The organism is Alcanivorax sp. S6407 (assembly GCF_023016115.1).
In the GTDB taxonomy this organism is placed as follows: Bacteria; Pseudomonadota; Gammaproteobacteria; order Pseudomonadales; family Alcanivoracaceae; genus Alcanivorax.
In genome coordinates this window covers 30155-51633 of sequence record NZ_JALKBH010000014.1, presented here as the reverse complement: position 1 = coordinate 51633, position 21479 = coordinate 30155, and the positions used below count along the sequence as shown (strand labels likewise).

14 protein-coding genes are annotated in these 21479 nt (G+C 59.7%); 7 read left to right on the top strand and 7 right to left on the bottom strand.

The features are described 5' to 3' along the window. Positions 1 to 540 precede the first annotated feature (540 nt). Complete coding sequence (gene cptA / locus MWU49_RS17510) at positions 541 to 2292, top strand: phosphoethanolamine transferase CptA (protein WP_246974992.1); 1752 nt, start codon at positions 541 to 543, stop codon at positions 2290 to 2292. Positions 2293 to 2636: 344 nt separating this feature from the next. After that, entirely contained in the window at positions 2637 to 3134 is a 498-nt protein-coding gene (locus MWU49_RS17505) for a hypothetical protein (RefSeq protein WP_246974989.1), read from the top strand. Between the two features lie 113 nt (positions 3135 to 3247). On the opposite strand, the gene MWU49_RS17500 is transcribed toward MWU49_RS17505, so the two are convergent. The 4 genes from MWU49_RS17500 to yecR all read right to left on the bottom strand — a co-directional run bounded on the left by MWU49_RS17500 (position 3248) and on the right by yecR (position 11376). Continuing rightward, on the bottom strand, positions 3248 to 4564 hold the full coding sequence (locus tag MWU49_RS17500) for an LssY C-terminal domain-containing protein (RefSeq protein ID WP_246974986.1): 1317 nt from the start codon (positions 4562 to 4564) through the stop codon (positions 3248 to 3250). Positions 4565 to 4751: 187 nt separating this feature from the next. Continuing rightward, the gene (locus MWU49_RS17495) at positions 4752 to 6467 is read right to left on the bottom strand and encodes a mechanosensitive ion channel family protein (protein ID WP_246974983.1); all 1716 of its coding nucleotides are present in this window, start codon (positions 6465 to 6467) and stop codon (positions 4752 to 4754) included. Between the two features lie 201 nt (positions 6468 to 6668). After that, positions 6669 to 10748 carry a hypothetical protein gene (locus MWU49_RS17490; RefSeq protein ID WP_246974979.1) on the bottom strand — a complete coding sequence of 1360 codons (4080 nt, stop codon included), beginning with the start codon at positions 10746 to 10748 and terminating at the stop codon, positions 6669 to 6671. A 301-nt stretch (positions 10749 to 11049) separates the two neighbouring features. Then, positions 11050 to 11376 (bottom strand): YecR family lipoprotein, encoded by a 327-nt coding sequence (gene yecR / locus MWU49_RS17485; RefSeq protein ID WP_246974977.1) that lies wholly within the window; start codon positions 11374 to 11376, stop codon positions 11050 to 11052. 246 nt (positions 11377 to 11622) lie between these two features. On the opposite strand from yecR, the gene MWU49_RS17480 reads away from it, so the two are divergent. From MWU49_RS17480 to MWU49_RS17470, 3 genes are all read left to right on the top strand, one after another. Continuing rightward, positions 11623 to 12528 carry an aspartyl/asparaginyl beta-hydroxylase domain-containing protein gene (locus tag MWU49_RS17480; RefSeq protein ID WP_246974974.1) on the top strand — a complete coding sequence of 302 codons (906 nt, stop codon included), beginning with the start codon at positions 11623 to 11625 and terminating at the stop codon, positions 12526 to 12528. A gap of 140 nt (positions 12529 to 12668) precedes the next feature. Next, positions 12669 to 13157 (top strand): activator protein, encoded by a 489-nt coding sequence (locus MWU49_RS17475; protein WP_246974971.1) that lies wholly within the window; start codon positions 12669 to 12671, stop codon positions 13155 to 13157. A 156-nt stretch (positions 13158 to 13313) separates the two neighbouring features. After that, positions 13314 to 13988 carry a hypothetical protein gene (locus MWU49_RS17470; RefSeq protein WP_246974968.1) on the top strand — a complete coding sequence of 225 codons (675 nt, stop codon included), beginning with the start codon at positions 13314 to 13316 and terminating at the stop codon, positions 13986 to 13988. A gap of 561 nt (positions 13989 to 14549) precedes the next feature. Here MWU49_RS17470 and MWU49_RS17465 read toward each other — a convergent pair. The 3 genes from MWU49_RS17465 to recQ all read right to left on the bottom strand — a co-directional run bounded on the left by MWU49_RS17465 (position 14550) and on the right by recQ (position 19117). After that, positions 14550 to 15941 carry a DEAD/DEAH box helicase gene (locus MWU49_RS17465; RefSeq protein WP_246974965.1) on the bottom strand — a complete coding sequence of 464 codons (1392 nt, stop codon included), beginning with the start codon at positions 15939 to 15941 and terminating at the stop codon, positions 14550 to 14552. 434 nt (positions 15942 to 16375) lie between these two features. After that, the gene (locus MWU49_RS17460) at positions 16376 to 16513 is read right to left on the bottom strand and encodes a hypothetical protein (protein WP_246974961.1); all 138 of its coding nucleotides are present in this window, start codon (positions 16511 to 16513) and stop codon (positions 16376 to 16378) included. Positions 16514 to 16975: 462 nt separating this feature from the next. Beyond that, positions 16976 to 19117 carry a DNA helicase RecQ gene (gene recQ / locus MWU49_RS17455; RefSeq protein ID WP_246974958.1) on the bottom strand — a complete coding sequence of 714 codons (2142 nt, stop codon included), beginning with the start codon at positions 19115 to 19117 and terminating at the stop codon, positions 16976 to 16978. Positions 19118 to 19213: 96 nt separating this feature from the next. Between recQ and chrA the strand changes: the two genes are divergently transcribed. After that, positions 19214 to 20353 carry a chromate efflux transporter gene (gene chrA, locus MWU49_RS17450; RefSeq protein WP_246974955.1) on the top strand — a complete coding sequence of 380 codons (1140 nt, stop codon included), beginning with the start codon at positions 19214 to 19216 and terminating at the stop codon, positions 20351 to 20353. Between the two features lie 474 nt (positions 20354 to 20827). After that, a complete protein-coding gene (locus tag MWU49_RS17445) occupies positions 20828 to 21478 on the top strand; it encodes a TetR/AcrR family transcriptional regulator (RefSeq protein WP_246974952.1) in 651 nt (216 codons plus the stop codon). Position 21479 lies beyond the last annotated feature (1 nt).

Here is a 21479-nt window from a genome sequence, read left to right as displayed (position 1 = left end):
GGGATCGTAGCATCGAGCATGGCGGCGGTGTCCTTGTCTGGTTGCTTGGTCGCACAAACAACTTAACTCGGATCACTCGCCGCCACCTCATTCGTTCCCGCTAATCCGCGATGAACCTTTTTTTTTTCACCGCGGGTTTAAGGGAATGTGCTTCTACTGAGGCCTTGTCCTCCGGGGACGACCACGATTCGCGGTGGAACCACCGCTCCTACAGAACTGTCCACCTCCCTGCGCGCAGGTTGCGTTCTCTGGACAAGGGGCGCTGGCGGATCCAAGGGTGAGCACGCCCCTCCTTCAGCCTGCCTGCAGGCGCGAAATGATCGTCATCACCACATGCCGATCCCCCATCTGGGGGATGCGGACATCCTGTCACTACCTCATGCTTCATGCTTGAGGGCTTAGACAAATCAACAAGTTAACCGACGAATGCCCTGTCTGTCCGGATCGGCTGCCTTAAGGGTCTGCATCTGTGACATTAAGCTTGCGTTAAGGCTTCGGCCTGATACTGATTCACGTTCATTTGATATTCCGGGAAACTCGATGCGAAATTTTGCCCAACGTCACCCGTTGCTCTGGGCCTATTTGTTTTTCCTCTACTTTTCCGCTGTCCCACAGTTGCTGATTCATGTGTCCGGTATGTCCGGGACGGTCGGGACCCGTCAGGCCATCATCATGAGCCTGCTGTGGCTGGTGCCGGTGCTGGCATGGCCAAAGCATGTGCGTGTCTGGTCTGCTGTGGTCGGGGTCGTGTTGTGGTGTGCTTCGCTGGTGGGTTTCTGCTACTGGCTGGTATTTGGGCAGGATTTCTCGCAGAGCGTGATTTTCATCATCTTTGAGTCCAACACCGCGGAATCCATGGAGTTTGTTTCCTCCTATCTGAATGTCTGGCTGGTGCTGGCGGTTCTGGTGTTCTCGCTGGTGCCGCTGTGGATGTGGCGCCAGATCAGCGTGCCGGATCTCACTCCGCGCTATCGTTATCGGCTGGGGGTGGTTCTGGCTCTGGTGGTTTCCTGGCCTTTCCTGGGTTCCTTGCTGGTCAAGCAGGAAGGCTTGCAGAGCAGTCGTTATCACCAGGTGGTGAGAATGGAGCCCGCTGCGCCGTGGAATCTGGTGTTCGGGTACATGAAGTACCGTGATCAACTGGCGGCCATGGAAGCGATCCTCAGCAAGAACAGCCAGGTCCCCCCCCTTGAGGCGCTGACCGAGGCGCAACCCGACGCCGAGAAGACACTGGTACTGGTGGTCGGCGAATCCACCAACCGTCAGCGCATGAGCCTGTACGGTTATGACCGCGACACCACCCCGCGTCTGGATGCCATGAAGGACGAGTTGGTGGTGTTCGATGATGTGGTCACCGCGCGCCCCTATACCATCGAGGCGCTGCAGCAGGCGCTGTCGTTTGCGGACAGCACCGATACCGGTGCGTTTTTTGAGAAGCCAACGCTGCTCAACATGATGAAGCAGGCCGGTTATGAGGTGACCTGGATTACCAACCAGCAGACCCAGACCAAGCGCAACACCATGCTCACCACCATGTCCCAGATGGCGGATAACCAGGTCTATCTGAACAATAACCGGGCACAGAATGCCAACCAGTATGATGAGGAAGTGCTGGCGCCTTTCCGTGAGGTGATCGCGGAGTCGGGCAAGAAGAAAATGATCATCGTGCATTTGCTGGGTACGCACCGGAAATACGACTACCGTTATCCGGAAAGCTTCAGGCACTTCAATGGCCGTGCAGGGGTGCCAGAGTGGGTGGCAGACGGAAACCTGGAAGAGTACAACCAGTACGACGACGCGGTGCGCTATAACGATTATGTGGTCAGTAGCCTGATTGAGGCCTTGAAGGGGGTAAGCGGTCAGGCCTTGCTGATGTATTTCTCCGACCATGGCGAAGAGGTTTACGATTACCCGGAGCCCTTCTGTGGCCGCAACGAGTACGAACCCAGCCCGGCCATGTACACCGTACCGTTCATTGCCTGGGCGAACAGCGATTACTCACAGGCCCATGGCTTTGACGGCTGGCAAGCCTATCGGCATCGCCCCTATAGCACGGCCAATTTCATCTATACCTGGGCTGATGCCGCACAGCTCGACTTTGCCACCTTCGAGCCCCATCGCAGTGTGATTTCCAGCCAGTTCCAGGCCATGCCAAGGTTGATTGGGGATCCCACCAACCCGGATACCCTGCGCGATTACAGTGCGGTGTTTCCTCGTCAAACCGAAGGTTCGGAATTTGCCCGTGACATGAGCAAGGCGAACAGATCGATAGTATCGGATGACGGTGGTTAAACCGGGCATCCAGTTGAAAGCGTGTTCGAAAGGTCGGTAGTCCCGCGGGGGCATGTCTGCCCGGTAAGGTTGGTTTACAGTCTGGGCCGCTCGCCCGCAATCAGGCTTCCCGTCATACCTGGCAGCGGGCGCCAGCGCATCGGAGGGATTCATTTTCCGCCGGGGGCGGCATCAGGGAGCGTCCTGTGAAGGATGCTGCTGTCTTGTAATGAGGGACAAAACGGTACCGGTTTTCAACCCGCAAAAGGCCTGGAGCTATGCGTATTCTGATATGGGCTGTGTTCTTGTTGTTGAGCCAGCTTGCTTTGGCGGATAGCACTGCCCCCGATTTCCCCCTTGAAACGATGACTCTGCAAGATCAGACCCTGATGGTACCTGAGGCGCTTCCGGCGTTCCCTGTGGTGCTGGTCATCGGGTTCTCCAAGCCGTCCATGGCGCAGACCAAACCTTGGCTCGCGGCACTTGAGAAGGAAGAGGGTATCAATCCGGAGCAGGTTTACCGTGTTGCGGTGCTGGAGTCGGTACCGGCCTTGGTTCGTGGATTTGTGGTTTCGAGGATGCGTAGCCGGATTGCGGAAGACCAGCAACACCGCTTTCTGGTAGTGAAGCGCGGCACCGCTGCCTGGCAATCCTGGGTGGGCTATACGGAAAGGGATGATGCCTATCTGCTGGTGCTGGGTGGCGATCATGGTGTGATCCAGCGTGTTCAGGGGCCCGTTGATGAGAACAAGCTGGCAGCGCTAAAGGCGATGTTGTCGGTAACCCGGGCGGTGCAGCAGGTCCCGGCAGACAGCAGCACGTCATTGCCGGAACGGGAGCTGGAGTCACCCGGATTACAGTAAGGCGATTTCGTCCCGGGCAAAACACCCCCCGGTTTTCGGTGGAACCTTTGATCAGGAGCGCGTAAATCCGTCTGAGGCTAACTTGCCCAGGTTTTGCCTTCTGCTCGAAATCCCTACGGTACAGGGGCTTCCTGTGGTGTTTCCCCGGAGGCTTCTTCATCGTGCTGCTTGAGCCATTCCCGCCGGTCCCGGTTCGGGTGCTCCCAGTTCAGGTTCTTCACCTTGTGCATGGGGGTCATGGGCTGGTGGAAAAACATCACCAGCCGAAGTCCGTCAGTGATGAAGGGGTCGCCGGTGAGGTTGTGGCCGGGTTCGCTAATGGTGTGGGGATCCATGGCACGGACATAGCCAAACTCTGCCAGACGCTGGGAAAAGATCATGTCTTGCAGCAGGTAGTCACGGGCTTCATCCACGTCCGGGTCAATCTTGTGGGTGGTCAGGGTAGGGGACTTGAAGGTAAAGCGTACTCCAATATCCCGGCTGATCTGCCCCAGCCATACCGGTTCACCTTCACATAGCACCGGTGCCCGCCACAGCCGCAGATGGTTACGCTGATGGATGTTGCCGCGGGCTTTCTGCAGCGCCAGGTCCTGGGGGCGATCCAGGGCATACAATGAGCTCACCGGGGAGTAGCGGTAACTGGAGCCGATCAGGAAGGATTTGGTGGTTTTCCAGATGGAGCCGCCGTGAATCCGTTCGGTCAAATCCCAGCCCCGTTGCACCATGGCGCTAAGCAGCAGCTGACCATCGCCTACCAGGGTAAAGTTGATCGGGTCGCCACTGCCGGACTGGTCATCATTGGTGGTGCAGCAGGCCTGGCTGGTCAGCCATTCGCGCAACTCCTGCCGGCTGAGATCCTGATATTCATGTTGTTGGTAGATCTCCTGGAAATTGACCTTTTCCACATCCAGCTTGATGCCGGGCACATCCACCATGAAAGAGGTCTGCCAGCTTTTGCCTGCTCCCAGCAGCACCACATTGACCACCTTCACCCCGAGATCCCGGTTGGTAAAGATGAAGCCGCGGGTGTGTTCCCCGGCGGGCAGGTTCACTGGCATGGCGCGTTCCACAAACATCCGGTCCACCGCCTTTTCATCTTCCTTGTTGAACTTGCCTTTTACTTTCCAGGCCACCTCCAGTGGCGAGAAATATTCCTGATCCGTGGTAACAGGGAGGTAATAGAGCGGCGAGTCGGTGCGGTTATCGACGTCGATCCAGACGGCCTGGATACCATGCACGCCCAGCGCCACCCCGAAAATGTCGCGGGCGTCACTATCGCTGATCACATTGGTGGTGATGGTCAGCTGGTCTTCTTCGTGCTGCTGGGCATTCTGGTTCAGGGTATCCGGATCCACCGTGCCGGGACGGAAGCTGCAGGCGCTGATGAAAGCGCAAAGCGCAAGTAAAGGAAGCAGAGCTAGGCGAGTCATGATATCGGTGAGGTCCCGGCTGTCGGCTGATATCTGATGCTAGCATGGCGAATGCCGGGGGCAATGAAAAACGGGCCACATCAGTGGCCCGTGCTTATGCTGCAGAAACGGGATTACTGCTTCTGCAGCATATTCGCAGGCTATCCCTGATTGCTGATCCTCGCGTAACCCTGCCTGGTGATGGCGGTTATTCTTCGGTTCGACCTTTCTCCGGATAGTCCAGGCTGCCTTTCATTTCTTCCTTTTCCTCGCCGTCATAATCCGGGAAGGCCTGCAGGGTTTCTGCTGGTAGAGCGGTGGCCTGTTCGGCGGCACGAGAGTCTCCCCGTACCCATTGCTGTACCGGCACCGCCAGTTGCATGCCGTGCTGCTCCAGTATGGACAGGATGCGCAAGTTGAGATCTTCGCTCACCGCCAGAAACTGGTTCCAGTCACTGCTGTCCACATAGCAATTCACCTGCAGCCGATAGCTGTCCCGGAGAATTTCTACAAAACGAACCCGGGCAGCTTTCTCGGTGAGACGCGGGTGGCTGTAGATCAGCCTGCGCAGGTCAGCGAGCAGGTTGCGCAGCTGATCGGGGGTGGCGCCCAGGCGAATGTGCAGGTCGCGCTGGTAACGCCGGAAATCCGACTCGCTGATATTTTCGATACTGGCACTGGAGAGCACCGAGTTGGGCACATACACCACGCTGCGATCCATGCGCCGGATGCGGGTGGAGCGCAGGCCGATTTCCTCGATCACCCCGGCTGTGGTGCCAACCTTGCAGAAGTCTCCCGGCTGGATCGGCTTGGCAATGTACAGCGTGAAGGCGCCGATCACGTTTTCCAGGGTTTTCTGGGCCGCCAGGGCAATGGCAATGGAGCCGATGCCGAGGCCGGTGAGTACGGTGGTGATGTCGTAGCCGGAGTCACTCAGCCAGAGCAGAAAGATCACCACAATGGCGATCATCTTGAGAATGGTGCGCAGCGGACGAATGATGCCGGACCAGTATTTTTGATTGGTGGCATTGCTGAGGAACAGGGCGGTCAGCAGTTCGATGATACCCAGCGCCAGAAAGACCGTGGCCAGATAGCCCAATGCCGACTCATTCAGATAGACCCGCGCCTTGATGGAAAGGCCCAGTTCCGCCACGCCGGTCTGCAGCAATTTGAAAAACAGGAACCAGCGCAGGGGAACGGAAAAGAAGCGATGCAGCGTGTCCCGGTAGCGGTCGGAGCGCTCCAGCAACGCCAGCAGCAGACGTCGGCTCAGGGCGGCGATGATCCAGGCGCCGATCACGATCAATAACAGACCGGCCACTTGCCAGTTCTGCATGTGCAGCAAGGTGAAATCCGGTAGATAGTCTGCCAGCTGGGTAATGGCGGGGTTGTAGCCGAAGGTGTCCCACAGACGGGGGATTTCCCTGACCGTGCTGTTGGACACTTTCCAGACGCGGCGCCCGTTTTCGGGGATACGCTGTAGATAGAGCGGTAAGGTTTCTTCCGGCAGGACCAGGGTGCCGACCTTGTCCCGGTAGCTGGGCAGGCCATCATCGTTGTGACCTTCGGGTTCGTTGGACAGCCGGGTCAGATCGAGAATGCGTTGTTGGCCCCAGACAATGCTCAGTTGCTCAATCAGGACGGCAGGGTCCGCATCGGCCATGTCGGCGGGCAGGTAACGCATGTCCAGGTATTCGCCCGCAGCAGCCCAGTCACGCCGCTCGGTGGCATCGATGATGGCAAGCATGGTGCTCAATGGGGTATCGCCGGGTTGCAGGGAATCGTCTTCCTGTGCCTCGGCAATCACCGCCTCAGCCTTTTCGCCACTGTCGAGTACATCCTTGAATGTTGGCGTCGCCTCCCTGGCGTGGGTCAGGGCAGACAGGAAAAAAAACAGACAAAGCAGGAGCGGATTCCGCAGCATGGGGAGTCTCGGATTGGGTTGATTAGCCAGAAATGTACCCTTTATGGTGCCGGGCGCCAATTCAGATATAGGGGCAGAGAGAACACCCATCGTGAGAGCTTCTTTGTCTTTGGCGTGCCGCGTGTTGCATGAAGCGTGTAGCAGCCGCAGAGCGGCCAAAAAAAGCCCCGCACGGGGCGGGGCAAGTTACGAGGAAACCGTTTACTGCGCGCGGCGGAGTCTGGGTGTCAGCATCAGCCCGGCGAGCAACCACAGCCAGTGCAGCGCACCGCCACCGGAACTGCTGGCGGGCACAGCGGCAGGCGGCGGGTTCTTCAGTGTCAGGCTGGCCGCCAGGGTGTTGCTGTACTCCGGCGGGTTGGCGTCATCCAGTGCCTGCACGCTGATGGTGTATTCACCCACCTCAAAATCTATCGGGTTGAGGGTGAGCGTGGCACCGATTTCGGCCTGCAGTGCATCGTTGATCATCCAGCTGTAGGAATGGCTGTCCTCCGGATTGCCATCGGTGAGATTGGCGGTGAGGGTGTACTCCTGGTCGCGGCGGATCAGGGTATGGGGCTCCTCCTCAGTGCCGGTAAACAGGTAATCATTGCTGCCGTCACTGCCCGCCAGGCTGAGGGTGGCGTTGTTGATCAACGGCGCCACGTTCAGTTCCGTGATGGTGACTGTGTGCTGTTTTGCAGTGTCATCGGTGGCGGCATTCTGGATGTCATTGGCAAAGCCAAAGCCGGTGACCAGGGTAAAGATCACCGTTTCATCTGCTTCACCGGTGAGCCCATCATCCGTCGCGGTGAACTGGTAGGTGCCGGTGTTGGCGGGATCGGCATCTTCCTCGATGATGATGATGTGGTTGGCCGCATCATGGTCGTCACCGGTGGCGGTGGAGCCCGCATCGATCAGTACCGGGATCGCTACCGGGTAGGTCACCGCATCGCCGTTCAGTGTGACGGTCAGGGCCACCGTGCTGCCTTCGCCCACGGTCTGGCTGGGGCTGCTGAAGCGGGCCAATGGGGTGATCTCGACGATCTGGGTATCGCTGCCAACGTTGGTGGCGTTATCGGTGGCGCTCCAGGTGATGATGTGACGGCCGGGAGCCAGATCGACAGTGGTGGCATTGCCGGTGGTGTCCGGGACGGCCGTCAGGGGGCCGTCGACCGCATCCTCCGCGGAAGCATTGCCTAGTAGCACCGTGGTGGTATCCCCGGTGGCCACCAGACTGATATCCATGGGGGCGATTACCTCGGGCGGATTGTTGTCGCCATAGGTGTCATCGGAATCATCAGGGATGCCATCGTTATCTTCGTCACCGGGGTAGGCGTCCAGTGTCAGTGAGGAGCTGTCCTGACAGCTGCTGTCGCAGGCTGGATTCCAGGCGTCCGGTTGGCCATCGCCATCGTCATCCACGGAGGCGTCACTGTTGTTGATGAACGCATCGCTGTTGTCGCCCACGCCATCACCGTCGCTATCTGTGGTTTCGGTGGGGTCGTTGGGGAAGTCATCGCTGTCATTTGGAACATTGTCGTTGTCGCTGTCGCCTGGCAACAGATCCAGCGTCAGTCCGGAGTTGGCCTGGCAGGTGTTGTCACAGTCGGTATTCCAGGCATCCGGCATGCCGTCGTTGTCGTCATCCTGGGTCGCGGCGGCATTGTCCGGGAAGGCGTCATGGTCGTCCGGAACCCCGTCCCCATCACTATCCACCGAAGTGCCGAGAACTCTTGCTACCAGGAATCTCGCCGGAGAGGTGGCATTGGCACCCACCAGAATGTTGCCGTCGGCCTGCAGTGCGATTCGGTATGCGCTGCTGGCAATATCAATAACGCTTGTACCGTTCTCGCCAAAATAGTAATCCGGGCTGCCGTCGGGGTTGTAGCGTGCCAGCCCGATGCCGTAGGAGAGATCGGCATTTGTGGCGTAACCTGCCAGCAGGATCTTGCCATCTGGCTGCACCAGCATGTCGCGAACATTGTCACTGCCACCGGTAAAGTCGGTTGTGATGCGGCCGTTGCTGGCAAAGCTGGTGTCCGGGCTGCCGTCAGCGTTGTAGCTGAGAAGGGTGAAATCCTGGTTGCCGTTTGCATCGATAGTGCTGGCAGCTACCAGAATATTGCCGCTGGCGAGGATGGCCAGATCAACGCCCAGGGTGTTTGCCGCACCAGCATTGTCGATAACGATACCGGCAGCGCCGAAGCTGGTATCCAGAGAGCCGTCTGTCAGGTAGCGAGTCAGGGTGAGTTGCCGTTCGGTGGTGCCGGTGTATCCCAGGGCGAGCAGCTTGTTGTCACTCTGTTGGGCCACGGCGACATAATAGTTGTAGTCGCCGCCAATGTCGGTGGTCACGATGCCATCGCTGTCGAAGCTGGTGTCCAGGCTGCCATCGACATTGTGCCGGGTGATCATGGACTCGGGGCGGGCCTGACTTCCGTTATAGCTGTAACCCACCGTGACCAGCTTGCCGTCGGTTTGCTGCAAGACGGCATTGGGGATTTCATAACCATTGCTGGACACATTGGTCTGAACGGCGCCGGCGGTACCAAAGCCCGCGTCTGCAGAGCCGTCGCTGTTCAGGCGCAACAGCAGGCTGGTGATGGAGCCGCTCAACTGGCCGGTCGCCACAAGCTTGCCATCCGCTTGCACCAGCAGGTCGTTTAGATACTCGGTGATTCCCAAATCGGTGTGGCTGATACCGTTATCAGCAAAACCCGTATCGAGAGAGCCATCATTGTTGTAGCGCACGACGACGGCATCTTCGTCCTGTCCGCCGAAGGCATTACCGGCAGCAAGAATCTTGCCGTCAGCCTGAAGTGCCAGGCCTCTGAGGCTGGCCCTGCTGGACCAGGTGCCCAGGTTGGAAACCAGGCTGCCGCTGCTGTTGAAGCCGGTGTCCAGGCTGCCATCGTCATTGAAACGCACTACGGTAAGGTCGTTACCGGTGGAGTTCTGCAGGTTGCTGGTCAGGCCGGCCATCACCAGCTTGCCATCGGCCTGGCGCAGAAGCTTTTGGGGCAAATTCTGACGTGGCAGTGGGGCGATGGCGTGACCGTCCCCATCGAAACCGGTATCCAGGCTGCCATCGCTGTTGAGGCGAATCAGGGTGAAATTATAGGTGGTGCTGCTATCGGTGTAGCTTTGTGCGGCGGCGGCCAGTTTGCCATCGGGCAGCAGGATGATGTCGTAGCCTCTGGTAATAGAGGGGCCGGCCAGAACCTTTTGTTTTCCGGCCACGCCAAAGCCAAGGTCAAGACTGCCATCCCCGTTATAGCGAGCAACCGCCAGCTTGAATTTGTTATCCGTGTCGCGGGCTTCTCCAGCTACCACCATTTTGCCGTCTGGCTGGACGATGACGGCGGCACCGAAATCGTTGATACCACCCATATCGGTAAGAACGGCACCGGTAGTGCCAAAGCCTGAGTCCAGCGATCCATCGGTATTGAACCTCGCGACGGCAAAGTCGTAATCGCTGCCGGTGTCTGCCCGGCCTGCCGCCAGGATTTTGCCATCGCCCTGGATTGCCAGTCCGGTTGCGATATCCGTACCCGCGCCTCCGGCCAGGTTGTGCACGGCGATGCCGTTGTCGGCAAAGCCGCTATCCACAGTACCGTCGCTGTTATAACGCACCAGCGCGAAATCAATGCCTTCTGCGCCACTGGTATAGCCTGCCGCGATCAGCTTGCCATCGGCCTGCAGGGCCAGCGCATTGGCAATGTCAGTGGAGGTGCTGACGGCGGTGACGGTGATGCCATTATTGCCAAAGCTGACGTCCGGGTTGCCGTCTTCAAGAAGGCGGGCGATAAAGAAATCATAACGGCGGTTGTTGCCCTGTGTTCTGCCGGCAACCACCAGCTTGCCATCGGGCTGTCGAACCATGGCCGAGATGGCGTCGATCTCACTGCCAATGGCCAGGGTCACCATGCCGTTGTTGCCAAAGCTGCTGTCGGGGCTGCCATCAGCGTTATAGCGGGTGAGTAGGCCATCCATATTGCCATCGATCTGGGTATGGCCGGCGATGACCAGTTTACCGTCCGATTGCTCGATGACTGCGCTGGCCTGATCATCCGGCGGCAGGGTGTTTTCGAGTAGTTCGGTTGCTACCCAGCCGTTATTGCCGAAGCTGGTATCCAGCTCGCCGGCACCGGCCAGTGCCTGTTGCGAGCCCAGCATGAGCAAGGCGCTGAATACGGCATTTGCCAGCGGCTGCCGCACTCTGTTTTCAATGGCAAGGTTTGCGCGATCGTGGAACCGGTTACGATAACGGCCCGGTGCCGCTCTGGATGACCCCATCATGACTACCCCTTTTTATGTTTTGACATCGCCTGGCGTGGCGCCTTCCCGGTGCGGGTGCACCGGTAACGATATTCCCCCAGTCAGGCAAGATTAGGGGCGGGCAGCGTGTTGCACATCCCCCAAATTGGGGAGGTGGAAGCTTATTTTGCTGAAGCGGGCCGGTAATGCTGTCCGGACAGGGGAAGGAGGAGGCAAAAAAAGGCGGAGATGCCCTGAGGCATTTCCGCCCTACGCTGTTTTTGGGTTCATCGCGTGCCGCGTGTTGCGTGAAGCGTGATGCAGCCGCAGAGCGGCCCCAGGCTTACTGCTGTTGGGCCCCGCCGGTGCACTGGAAGGTGCTGCTGACGGTCCAGCCGATGCAGTCGCCGTTCTGGGTCTTGGTGCTGCAGGTCTGGCTGGGTTTGCTGCTGGGGATGGCACCACTGTAGCCCCATTGCAGGCACTGGGCGCTGGCCTTTTGCAGCCCTTCCTGCCAGTTGGTCTGCGGGTTCTGCATGATGTTGTAATCCACAGACATGACCACGGTGCCTTCCGACTGGTTGCCGCCGGCGACCTTGATGGGGGCGGCCGGGGTGACGCAGGCGGTGAGGGCGGCAGCGGTGCCAAGAACGAGCAGGCCTTTAAGCATGAACAACTCCATTGACTGATTGATTATGGGCACAAGCCTAACGGGCAATCGCCGCGGCTCAAGCCGGTTTTTGTCGCCCCACTGTAACCCGTTCCGGCCCCAGGCAGCAGTGCAGGGTGGGCATCGCTGACCGTTTAATGGTCTGCTCAGGTAGATATAGTGCCGGATTCGGGACGAAATTTGCTTTAGAATGCCCGGCCAGTATCCAGAGCGGCCCCGCGCCGTCGTGTTATTGAGAGGTTCTTCATGGCAGTGATTATCAGCGCCCTGCTGATCTATGTGGGGTGTATCGTCTTTATCCGGATCCGCAATGCGGAGCCCTTTGGGCTCAAGCGCCAGCTGACGGACTTTTCCACCTTTATGGTGCCGTTCAATATCCCTGCGTACCTGCTGTCGAAGATCCCCACCACGCCGCAGATCGACAAGTCCCAGCTGCCCGAGCTGAAGCTGATCGAGGACAACTGGGAGACCATTCGCGACGAGGCGCTGGCGCTGTATACCGGTGGCAATATCACCGCCAAGGATGATCTGCCCGCCAGCAGTTTCTACAAGGATGGCCGCTGGACCAGCTTCTACCTGAAGGTGTACGACAACAAGCTGCCTTCGGCCTATGAGCTGGCGCCCAAGACCATGGCCCTGCTGGACCAGATGCCGACCATGAACATCGCCCTGTTTGCGGTGTTGATGCCGGGCAAGAAGCTTAACCGTCACCATGATCCGTTCGCTTACACGGTGCGTTACTCCCTGGCCCTGAGCACTCCCAACGACGAAGGCTGTGGTCTGACCATCAATGAGGAAGACTACATCTGGCGCGATGGCGAGAGCGTGGTGTTCGATGAGACCTACATCCATTCAGCCTGGAACAACACCGACAAGCCGCGCATCATCCTGATGACCGATGTGGACCGGCCGTTGAAGTCAAAGCTGATTCAGAAGATCTACTGGTCTTTCGGCTGGTTCTTCAACCGTCTGTTCTTCATCGATAACCTGGATCCGGAATATACCGGTGTGGGTAACAAGATCGGCAAGGGTGTGCTGGCCTACAAGAGTTTCCTCAAGTCCGTGAAGCGTCGCAACAAGACCTTCTATGTGGTGGCCAAGTGGGCGGTGATTCTCAGTATTCTCTACGCTATCGGTTCACAGTTCGTCTGATCTACCTGCTGCGTCGCCCGTCGGGCGGCGCAGGGGGATCTCCGCTAAACCCGTTTCTACTGCCTCTTATTGCTGGTGCCCTTGGCAGCGCTGGGCCGCCATGTCACCATGCATGCGCATAAAAAGGCAGGACAATAATAATGATAAGGAATGTCATCACGGCACTGCTGTGGCTCCACGCCTCTGCGGTCATCGCTTCTTCCCCCGTCAGCGTGCTTCCCGCAGGCAATTTCTCCGCCAGTGGCGATCTCTCCATGAAGAAAGGCAGCATACCGGTCAGCTGCAAGACGACCTTTGACGGCGAGGTTGGCCGCCATGGCGCTATCACCGTAACCGCGGTGCATTTTGGCGGCTTCAATCCGCTCTGCAAGAGCATCAAGGCGCTGGGTTTACCCTGGCAGGGGCAGGTGGAGACGCCGGGCCAGCTGACTGTGCAGGATATGCAAGTGAAGGTGCGGGTGCCTTTGCTGGGTGGGGTGTGTGGCCCGGGGCCAGTGACCCTGGCCTGGACCAATCATAATGCCGGTGCCACCTTCGATGCGGTGACGCTGGGGCCGGATTGCGCCATGGATGGCACCATGCTGACCACCCCGCCGGTTAACATCCAGCCGCGCCTGCTTTCTCCCTGATGCCCATCCGTTGCCGGGTGTACCTGCTCTGCGGTATTGACGTATTCGCTTTGTAATTTGGCCTCTGCGGCGGTTTCCCCGGGCCTGTGTGCACCGTTAATATTGTCGGTTTAGCGGGCACGGCCCCGAATTGATTAACTGGCAAGGATTACTCTCATGCAGAACGTGGTGGCGATTCCCGCGAACCCGGCACTGGTCAACAGTACTGAAGATTTCTTTCATGCCATCGAACATGATCGCAAGGATAGCGCCGAGAAGTTCATTCACATGGTGGATCACCTGACGGACCGGGTAATCAGTCTTTTCCTGGTGGAACCGGCTAACCTGGCCAATGTGTCCGGCGGCCAGAAGAAGGTCATCGACTTTGCCGTGTCTACCGCAGGCAAGGCCTCCAGCATGCTGACCCGACAGATCTTCAAGAAGGTTTCCAACGCGGAGTTCGCTCCGGTGGTAGCCAATGTGAAAGAGATGTACTGGCCTGCCAGCGACGAGAACAACAACCACCCCTACATTGCTTTCCCGGTGACCGATGCGTTCGCTGCCGACTTCAAAAAGGCTTCCGAGCTGTGTGCGGAGGGCCGAGGCAGTGAAGATGTGGCACTGGTCACCCGGGTAATGGGGGATCTGGCGGACCTGATCATCGAAGATGTGTTCCTGCCCAACACCAAGACCATCAAGATGGGTTTTGTCACCCAGAAAGCCCTGAATGTGGGTGTGGATGGCAGCCGCAAGGCGGTGCATGCGGTGAACAACAAGGTACTCAAGAACCTGAGCGATGCCGAGCTGAAGAATTACATGGGGCATTACGCGTCGCTGTTGATGCAGCGGTAAGGGTGTAGACGCAACACGCGACATGCTTCACGCAGCACGCGAAAAACAGAAAGGCGCCGACAGGCGCCTTTTTTGTGGTTGATGACGTGCTGATGGCATTGGTGTTCTTTTATTGCGCAAATTATGAAGGTTGCTGTTAGGGATAATTAGGGGGGGGGCGTTGCGGCGGCAACACGCTATGCCAAAACCTCCCCGCTCCCTCGCCGTAGGAGCTTGCCTGCAGGCGATCCGAGCCTGGGCGAGGTAATAAAGTTTCGAGTTTCGAGTTGCGAGAAGCGAGTTTCGAAAGGCAAAAACCAGTAGATTGGATAGCGGTTTGGATTTTGATCTTCGAGATACGCCTCTGGAATCCTTACCTCGCTTAGGCTCGGATCGCCTGCAGGCAGGCTCCCACAGCAGCCACTAGTGAGTGTTTTACCGACGCAAAAAGGCCCGCCCGGTTTACCGGGCGGGCCTTTTTGCGTCAGGCGTCAGGCGTCAGGCGTCAGGCGTCAGGCGTCAGGCGTCAGGCGTCAGGCGTCAGGCGTCAGGCGTCAGGCGTCAGGCGTCAGGCGTCAGGCGTCAGGCGTCAGGCGTTTGTTGCGCTCGATTGCCGCTGGGGCGACGGCGGCGGCGTTGCTGGCCGTTGTTGCCGCCGGGCTTGTTGCCGTTGGCGCGGGGAGGGCGCTGGCCGGCGGGTTTGGCCGCTTTCTGACCGTCCTGCTGGCGCTGTTTCGCCTGATTTTGTCCCTGGCCTTGAGCCTGGTTCTGGCCCGGCTTCTTTGGCTTTTTGGGGCGTTTGCGCTTGGGCGGCAGCAGTGGGCGGGCTGCGGGCAGGGCTTCAACGGGCTCAAAGCCAGCTACCGGGCGGCGTTCGATCTGCTGCTGGGTGAGGCGTTCGATATCGGTGAGCTGCTGGAATTCATCGGCGCTGACCAGTGACACTGCCTGCCCGGTGGCGCCGGCCCGGCCGGTACGGCCGATGCGGTGCACATAATCTTCCGGCACATTGGGCAGGTCCACGTTCACTACCTGCGGCAGTTGTTCGATATCCAGGCCGCGGGCGGCGATATCGGTGGCCACCAAAGCGCGCAGCTTGCCGCTCTTGAAGTCCGCCAGGGCCCGGGTGCGGGCATTCTGGCTCTTGTTGCCATGGATGGCGGCGGCTTCGATGCCATTCCCTTCCAGCTGTTTGGCCAGCTTGTTGGCGCCATGCTTGGTGCGGCTGAATACCAGCACCTGGTACCAGTTATGCTCCTGAATCAGGTGGGTAAGCAGGGCAGCCTTGCGCTTCTTGTCCACCGGGGCGATCCACTGGGAAACCAGCTCGGTGGTGGTGTTACGCGGGCTCACGTCAATTTCCACCGGGTCGTTCACCAGCCCCTTGGCCAGGGCACGGATCTCCGGGGAGAAGGTGGCGGAGAACATCAGGTTCTGCCGTTTCGGCGGCAGTTTGCTGAGGATCTTGCGGATGTCGTGAATAAAACCCATGTCCAGCATGCGGTCGGCTTCATCCAGCACCAGTACTTCCAGCCGGTCGAACTTCACTGCGTTCTGCTGATAGAGATCCAGCAGGCGACCGGGGCAGGCCACCAGAATATCCACACCACCACGCAGGCGCTGCATCTGCGGGTTGATCTTGACCCCACCAAACACCACCGCGGATTTCAGTGGCAGATGCTTGCCATAGGTGGCGACACTTTCTCCTACCTGAGCGGCCAGTTCCCGGGTCGGAGCCAGCACCAGGGCGCGCACCTGATTGTGGCCGGCAGGCTTGCCTTTGCTCAGGCGCTCCAGCAGCGGCAGGGTGAACCCGGCAGTCTTGCCGGTACCGGTCTGGGCCGCCGCCATCACGTCCTTGCCGTCCAGTACCGCAGGAATGGCCTGGGCCTGAATCGGGGAGGGGGTATCGTAGCCCTTGTCGGCAACGGCATTTTGCAGGGCTTCACAAAGCCCGAGGTCGGAAAAGTGCATCAGGGGGTCAATCAGCGCGAAATGGGCGGCAAGCCTAACTGATTCGGCCCTTTGGCACGAGGGGTATTTGTCGGGTTGGCGGGGTTTCGGGGCTAAACGGGGGAGACGGGAGGGTGATCAGGTGGGGAGGAGTTGCGAGTGTCGAGGTTCGAGTTGCGAAGATCAAAACCCTGGGCTTGCTGATGGGTTTTGGGATTTTCGAGACTCGAGACTCGTCTCTGGAATCCCTACCTCGCTTAGGCTCGGATCGCGAGCAGGCTCGCTCCTACAGCGGGGTATAGCGAGGGTTTTACCGACGCAAAAAGGCCCGCCCGGTTTGCCGGGCGGGCCTTTTTGCGTCAGGCGTCAGGCGTCAGGCGTCAGGCGTCAGGCGTCAGGCGTCAGGCGTCAGGCGTCAGGCGTCAGGCGTCAGGCGTCAGGCGTCAGGCGTCCAATCACGCTGCCTGACTGTCGTCCTGCTTGGGAAGTTCCTGGGTTTCCCACTGGCCCTTGGTGTGGGCATGGATGTCGTCGAAAACCGCGTCCAGGTCGTTCGGCATCCAGTCCAGCTCCAGAATCTCTTCGTTTTCCATGGTGTGCCCCTGATGGTGTGGTGGGAGTCATGAAGTCATGAAGTCATGTTCATACTCTAGAGGCAGAGGACGGCGGTGACTGTTGCAGCGTTGTAAGCTTTTTCTTACAGAGTGTGAGGCATGTTGCTGACATGCACTGCATGTAACTGCATTCGCTCACGAAACGCATCTACAACCCTGCTGTAGGAGCTCAGCTTGCCTGAGCGATCCGAGCCTGGGCGAGGTAAAGACGCGAGTGTCGAGCAGCGAGTTGCGAAAGGCAAAACCGAAACCTTGTACAGGCCGTGGTCTTTTTGATTTTCGAAACTCGTCACTCGAAACTCGCTTCTGGAATCCTTACCTCGCCAGGGCTCGGATCGCCTGCAGGCAGGTTATTCGCTACGCTCACCCCTTCGGGGCCGCACTCCGTGCGTTACACCGCTACGCTACGTTCCTACAGCGGTTTCGTGGCGAGGTTAACAGTCAACACTGTGCCAGGATTGCCTGGCGGACGCAGTGCAGGACGCCGGTGGGCCAGTCATCGGCCAAATGTTCCTTGATCTGGCGGTAGCTGAAGGAGTCTTCGGCCAGGTTGGGTTGGCTGAGCAGGGCGTCCTGGATGATGCCGATTTCCACTTCACTCAGCCCAAGTGCCTGCTCCAGCGCCAGTTGGCCACTGGCGATCAGTTGGCCCAGCTCCCGGTACACGGTTTGCTCATTCAGGTTCTGCTGGCGGGCAATCTCGGCAGGGGCCATGTTGGCCTGGGCGAGGGCCAGGATGTCGTTGCGGTTGGGGCCTGCGTGTTCGGCTACGCCGCTGGCATCGTCGCCCTCACTGCCATTGAGCACGGCCAGGAATTCATCCCCGTAGCTTTCCAGCTTGCGATCGCCCACCCCGCTGACGGCGGCCATTTCCCGGCGGTTGCGCGGGCGAATGGCGAGCATGTCCATGAGGGTGGCATCGTGGAATACCACGTAGGGTGGTACGCCTTCCTCTTCCGCCAGCCGCTTGCGACAGGCTCGCAGGGCTTCCCAGAGTGCCCGATCGGTCTCGGCGATATGGGCCTGGGTCTTGCGGGTGGTGGCTTTCTTCGCCTTGGCCAACTCCTTGCGCAGATGCAGGGGCTGTTCGCCGCGCAGGTAGGGGCGGCAGGTGTCGGTGAGTTTGAGGGCACCGTAGCCGTTCATGTCCACGCTGAGCAGACCGCGGGCGACCAGCTGTCGGTAGATGCTTTTCCATTGGCTGGCGCTGTATTCGCCGCCGATGTTCCAGGTGGAGACATGGTCGTGTCCGGCGCTGGCGATCTTGTCGCTGCGGTTGCCGATCAGCACATCAATCAGGTGACCGGCGCCGTAACGCTGACCGGTGCGGTACACGCAGCTGAGGGCTTTCTGCGCGGCCACGCTGGCGTCAAAGGTTTCCGGCGGATTGAGGCAGGTATCGCAGTTGCCGCAGGGCTTGGCCAACTTCTCGTTGAAGTAATGCAGCAGTGCCTGACGGCGGCAGTGGGTGACTTCGCATAGGCCGAGCATGGCTTCCAGGCGCTGGTTCTCGTTGCGTTTGTGCTGTTCGCTGCCGCTGCTCTGGGCCAGCATCTGCTTGAGCTTGATGGCATCTTCCAGGCCATAGGCCATCCAGGCGGTGGCCGGTTCGCCGTCACGGCCGGCACGGCCGGTTTCCTGATAGTAGGACTCGATGCTCTTGGGCAGATCCAGGTGGGCGACAAAACGCACATCCGGCTTGTCGATGCCCATGCCGAAGGCAATGGTGGCCACCATGACGATGCCGTCTTCACGCAGGAAACGCTGCTGGTGCTTTTCGCGCACATTGGCGGCCAGCCCGGCGTGATAGGGCAGCGCATTGATGCCCTGCTGGCACAGCCACTCGGCCACGGTTTCCACCTTGTTGCGGGACAGGCAGTAAACAATGCCGGCATCGCCGCTGTGCTCGCTGCGGATAAAACGCAGCAGCTGGTTACGGGCGCCGTCCTTGCGTTCGATGCGGTACTGGATGTTGGGCCGGTCGAAGCTGGAGACGAAATGGCGCGCCTGGGTCAGGTCCAGCCGTTCAGCGATCTCGGTGCGGGTGCGCTGGTCGGCGGTGGCGGTCAGGGCAATGCGTGGCACCGCAGGGAAATCCCGGTGCAGCAGCGACAGTTGCAGGTAATCATTGCGGAAGTCATGGCCCCACTGGGACACGCAGTGGGCTTCGTCGATGGCGAACAGGGAGATATTGGCCTGCTGCAACAGCGACAGGGTGCGTGGCTGTATCAGGCGTTCCGGGGCAATGTAAAGCATGTCCAGTTCGCCATTGAGCAGGCCATCCTCGATCTCTCGGACCTGCCCAAAATCCAGGGTGGAATTCAGGAAGGCCGCTTTGACCCCCAGCGCCTTGAGGGCGTCCACCTGATCCTGCATCAGCGCAATCAACGGGCTGATGACAATGCCAACCCCCTCGCGCACCAGTGCCGGGATCTGATAGCACAGGGATTTACCGCCCCCGGTGGGCATCAGGACCAGGGCGTCGTCGCCGTTGACGAGGGTGTCGATGATGGCCTGCTGCTCACCACGGAACTGGTGATAGCCAAACACATGCTGAAGAACGGAGTGGGCGTCAGATTGCATGGGCGGAGTATACCGGTAGCGCCCCGTGACTGACATCCATCTGACCGCGGAGTGTGGTAGGTTCCAGTGCGAAATTAACGGATTCTCGAGTCAGTCATGAAGGATATCTTTCGTCAGTTTCTGGTGCTGGGTCTGGTCAGCTTTGGTGGCCCGGCGGCCCATGTGGGCTATTTTCACCGCCGTTTTGTGGAAGAGCTGCAATGGCTGGATGAGGCCGAGTTTGCCCGCCTGATGGCGCTGACCCAGTTTCTGCCCGGGCCAGCCTCCAGCCAGTTGGGTTTCGCCATTGGCCGGGTGCGCGGTGGTGTGCCCGGGGCGTTTGCGGCCTTCGTGGCTTTTACCTTGCCGTCATTCCTGATCATGGCTTTGTCGGCCATCTACGCGTCATCACTACCGGACTGGTTGCAGGGTGGGGCGATCACCGGCCTCAAGTGGCTGGCAGTGGTCGTGGTGGCCGATGCGGTGTGGAACATGGGCAAGCGCTTCTGCGCCACGGGGCTGACCCGTGGGCTGGCGGTGGCGGTGGCCGTGATGCTGCTGATCTGGTCGTCGCTGTTCGCGCAGATGCTGGCGCTGCTGGCGGCGGCGGCGGTGGGCTGGCACAAGCTTCGCCCGGTGGAAGAGGGCGCGCCGGCATCCGGCCAGCCAGTGTGGCGACATAGACCATTATTGCTGTTCGTGATGCTTGCAGTGCTGCCGATGTTGTTTGCCGGCAGTCTGTGGGGGCTCTGGAAAGACTTCTATGCGGCGGGCTCGCTGGTGTTTGGTGGAGGCCATGTGGTGCTGCCCCTGTTGCAGGAACTGGTGGGAGGCAAGCTTTCCCCGGATCAGTTTCTCACCGGCTATGCCGCGGCCCAGGCGGTGCCGGGCCCGATGTTTTCCCTTGCGGCGTATCTGGGGGCCGTGTTGCTGCCCTCCAGCCCCTGGCTGGGGGCGATGACGGCGACCCTGGCCATCTTCCTGCCCGGCTTTTTACTGGTGCTGGGGGTCATGGAAGGCTGGCAATGGCTGTCTTCCCGCCCGGCCCTGGCCGGCGCCGTGGCCGGCATCAATGCGGCGGTGGTGGGGTTGCTGCTGGCGGCCCTGTATCAGCCGGTGTTTGTTTCTGCGGTGCACGGATTCTGGGATCTGCTGGTGGTGGCTGGTGGCTTCTGGCTGTTGCGCAGCGGCAAGCTGCCGTTGTGGGGGATGGTGTTGGGGATGGCAGGGCTGGGAGTGGTGGCCGGGGCGCTGTAGGCGCGCTCCCCTTCATGGGAGGTGGTGCTCTTGCTGATATGTCATCGCACCATGATATGTGCGTGTCCTCGCCGGACGGGCCCAAAGGGGTGTGACGCGACACCCCTCTGGACTCCCCCGCGCCCCGACTCCGTTCGGCCTGCTCCGCAGGCACACTCGGGTACTCGCCCTGTGACGGACGCAAAAAAGACTCGCTCCGCTCAGACAGGTTTTTTGCTCTACGCCGTCACAGGGCTCCGTTCCTCGACTCACTCTAACGGGGAAGATGCCGTGCTGGTGGCATTGGCGTGATAAAAATACGCCAGGGTTGTTTGTGATGGCGCGGGCAAGGCTTTGCCAGAGCGCGATCACCTCCATCGCGCTTTTCAACTTTGAACTTTAAACTTTCAACTCATCCCCACCCCGACCACCGGCCTTGCCTGAAAACCGGAACCATGGTTCACTTCTTTAAAGGAGTGAATATGAGTTCCGATCATGGCTTACCGGGAAACTGACAATGTCCGCGCCCGCAAGGCGGCGCAGCGTGATCATCTGCTGCGCAGTGCCGAGCAGTTGGTGCGGGAAGGGGGCTTTGCCAACCTGACCATGCAGACGCTGGCCACTCAGGCTGGGGTCGGGGTGGGCACCCTGTACCGTTATTTCGAGAACAAGCCGGTGCTGGCGGCAGAGGTGTTCCGGGTGGCCACAGAACGTGAAGTGGCGGCGGTGGCGGATGCCATGACCCTGCACGGCAGTTTCGCGCGTCGGCTGACTCATGTGCTGGAAACCTTTGTCCGCCGTGCCCAGGTGGCGCCGACCCTGGCCTGGTCGCTGATTGCTGAGCCGGTGGATCCGGCGGTGGACGCGGAGCGCCTGGTCTACCGCCAGCGCTATGCCGAGCTTTACCAGCAGTTTCTGGCCGAAGGCGTGCGGCTGGGCGAGTTGCCAGAACAGGATACTGCGGTAACGGCAGCTGCCATGGTGGGCGCCATTGCCGAGGCCCTTGTTGGCCCCTTGTCCGAGCCGTTGCCCAAGTCCGGGCTGGCTCGATCCCTGACCCAATTCTGTCTGCGTGCCACCGGCGTCAGTGCTGACACCGCGCAGTCCTCAACAGATCACACCCAAACGCTGCACAAGACGGCGTAAC

Excerpts from the sequence above, each read along its gene's own strand:
- MWU49_RS17470 (WP_246974968.1), top strand. The coding sequence starts at position 13,314 with ATGCAGAACGTGGTGGCGATTCCCGCGAACCCGGCACTGGTCAACAGT.
- cptA (WP_246974992.1), top strand. The coding sequence starts at position 541 with ATGCGAAATTTTGCCCAACGTCACCCGTTGCTCTGGGCCTATTTGTTT.
- MWU49_RS17465 (WP_246974965.1), bottom strand. The coding sequence starts at position 15,941 with ATGCACTTTTCCGACCTCGGGCTTTGTGAAGCCCTGCAAAATGCCGTT.
- MWU49_RS17445 (WP_246974952.1), top strand. The coding sequence starts at position 20,828 with ATGGCTTACCGGGAAACTGACAATGTCCGCGCCCGCAAGGCGGCGCAG.
- MWU49_RS17490 (WP_246974979.1), bottom strand. The coding sequence starts at position 10,748 with ATGATGGGGTCATCCAGAGCGGCACCGGGCCGTTATCGTAACCGGTTC.
- MWU49_RS17500 (WP_246974986.1), bottom strand. The coding sequence starts at position 4,564 with ATGACTCGCCTAGCTCTGCTTCCTTTACTTGCGCTTTGCGCTTTCATC.
- chrA (WP_246974955.1), top strand. The coding sequence starts at position 19,214 with ATGAAGGATATCTTTCGTCAGTTTCTGGTGCTGGGTCTGGTCAGCTTT.
- MWU49_RS17505 (WP_246974989.1), top strand. The coding sequence starts at position 2,637 with ATGACTCTGCAAGATCAGACCCTGATGGTACCTGAGGCGCTTCCGGCG.
- MWU49_RS17475 (WP_246974971.1), top strand. The coding sequence starts at position 12,669 with ATGATAAGGAATGTCATCACGGCACTGCTGTGGCTCCACGCCTCTGCG.
- yecR (WP_246974977.1), bottom strand. The coding sequence starts at position 11,376 with ATGCTTAAAGGCCTGCTCGTTCTTGGCACCGCTGCCGCCCTCACCGCC.
- MWU49_RS17495 (WP_246974983.1), bottom strand. The coding sequence starts at position 6,467 with ATGCTGCGGAATCCGCTCCTGCTTTGTCTGTTTTTTTTCCTGTCTGCC.
- MWU49_RS17480 (WP_246974974.1), top strand. The coding sequence starts at position 11,623 with ATGGCAGTGATTATCAGCGCCCTGCTGATCTATGTGGGGTGTATCGTC.
- MWU49_RS17460 (WP_246974961.1), bottom strand. The coding sequence starts at position 16,513 with ATGGAAAACGAAGAGATTCTGGAGCTGGACTGGATGCCGAACGACCTG.
- recQ (WP_246974958.1), bottom strand. The coding sequence starts at position 19,117 with ATGCAATCTGACGCCCACTCCGTTCTTCAGCATGTGTTTGGCTATCAC.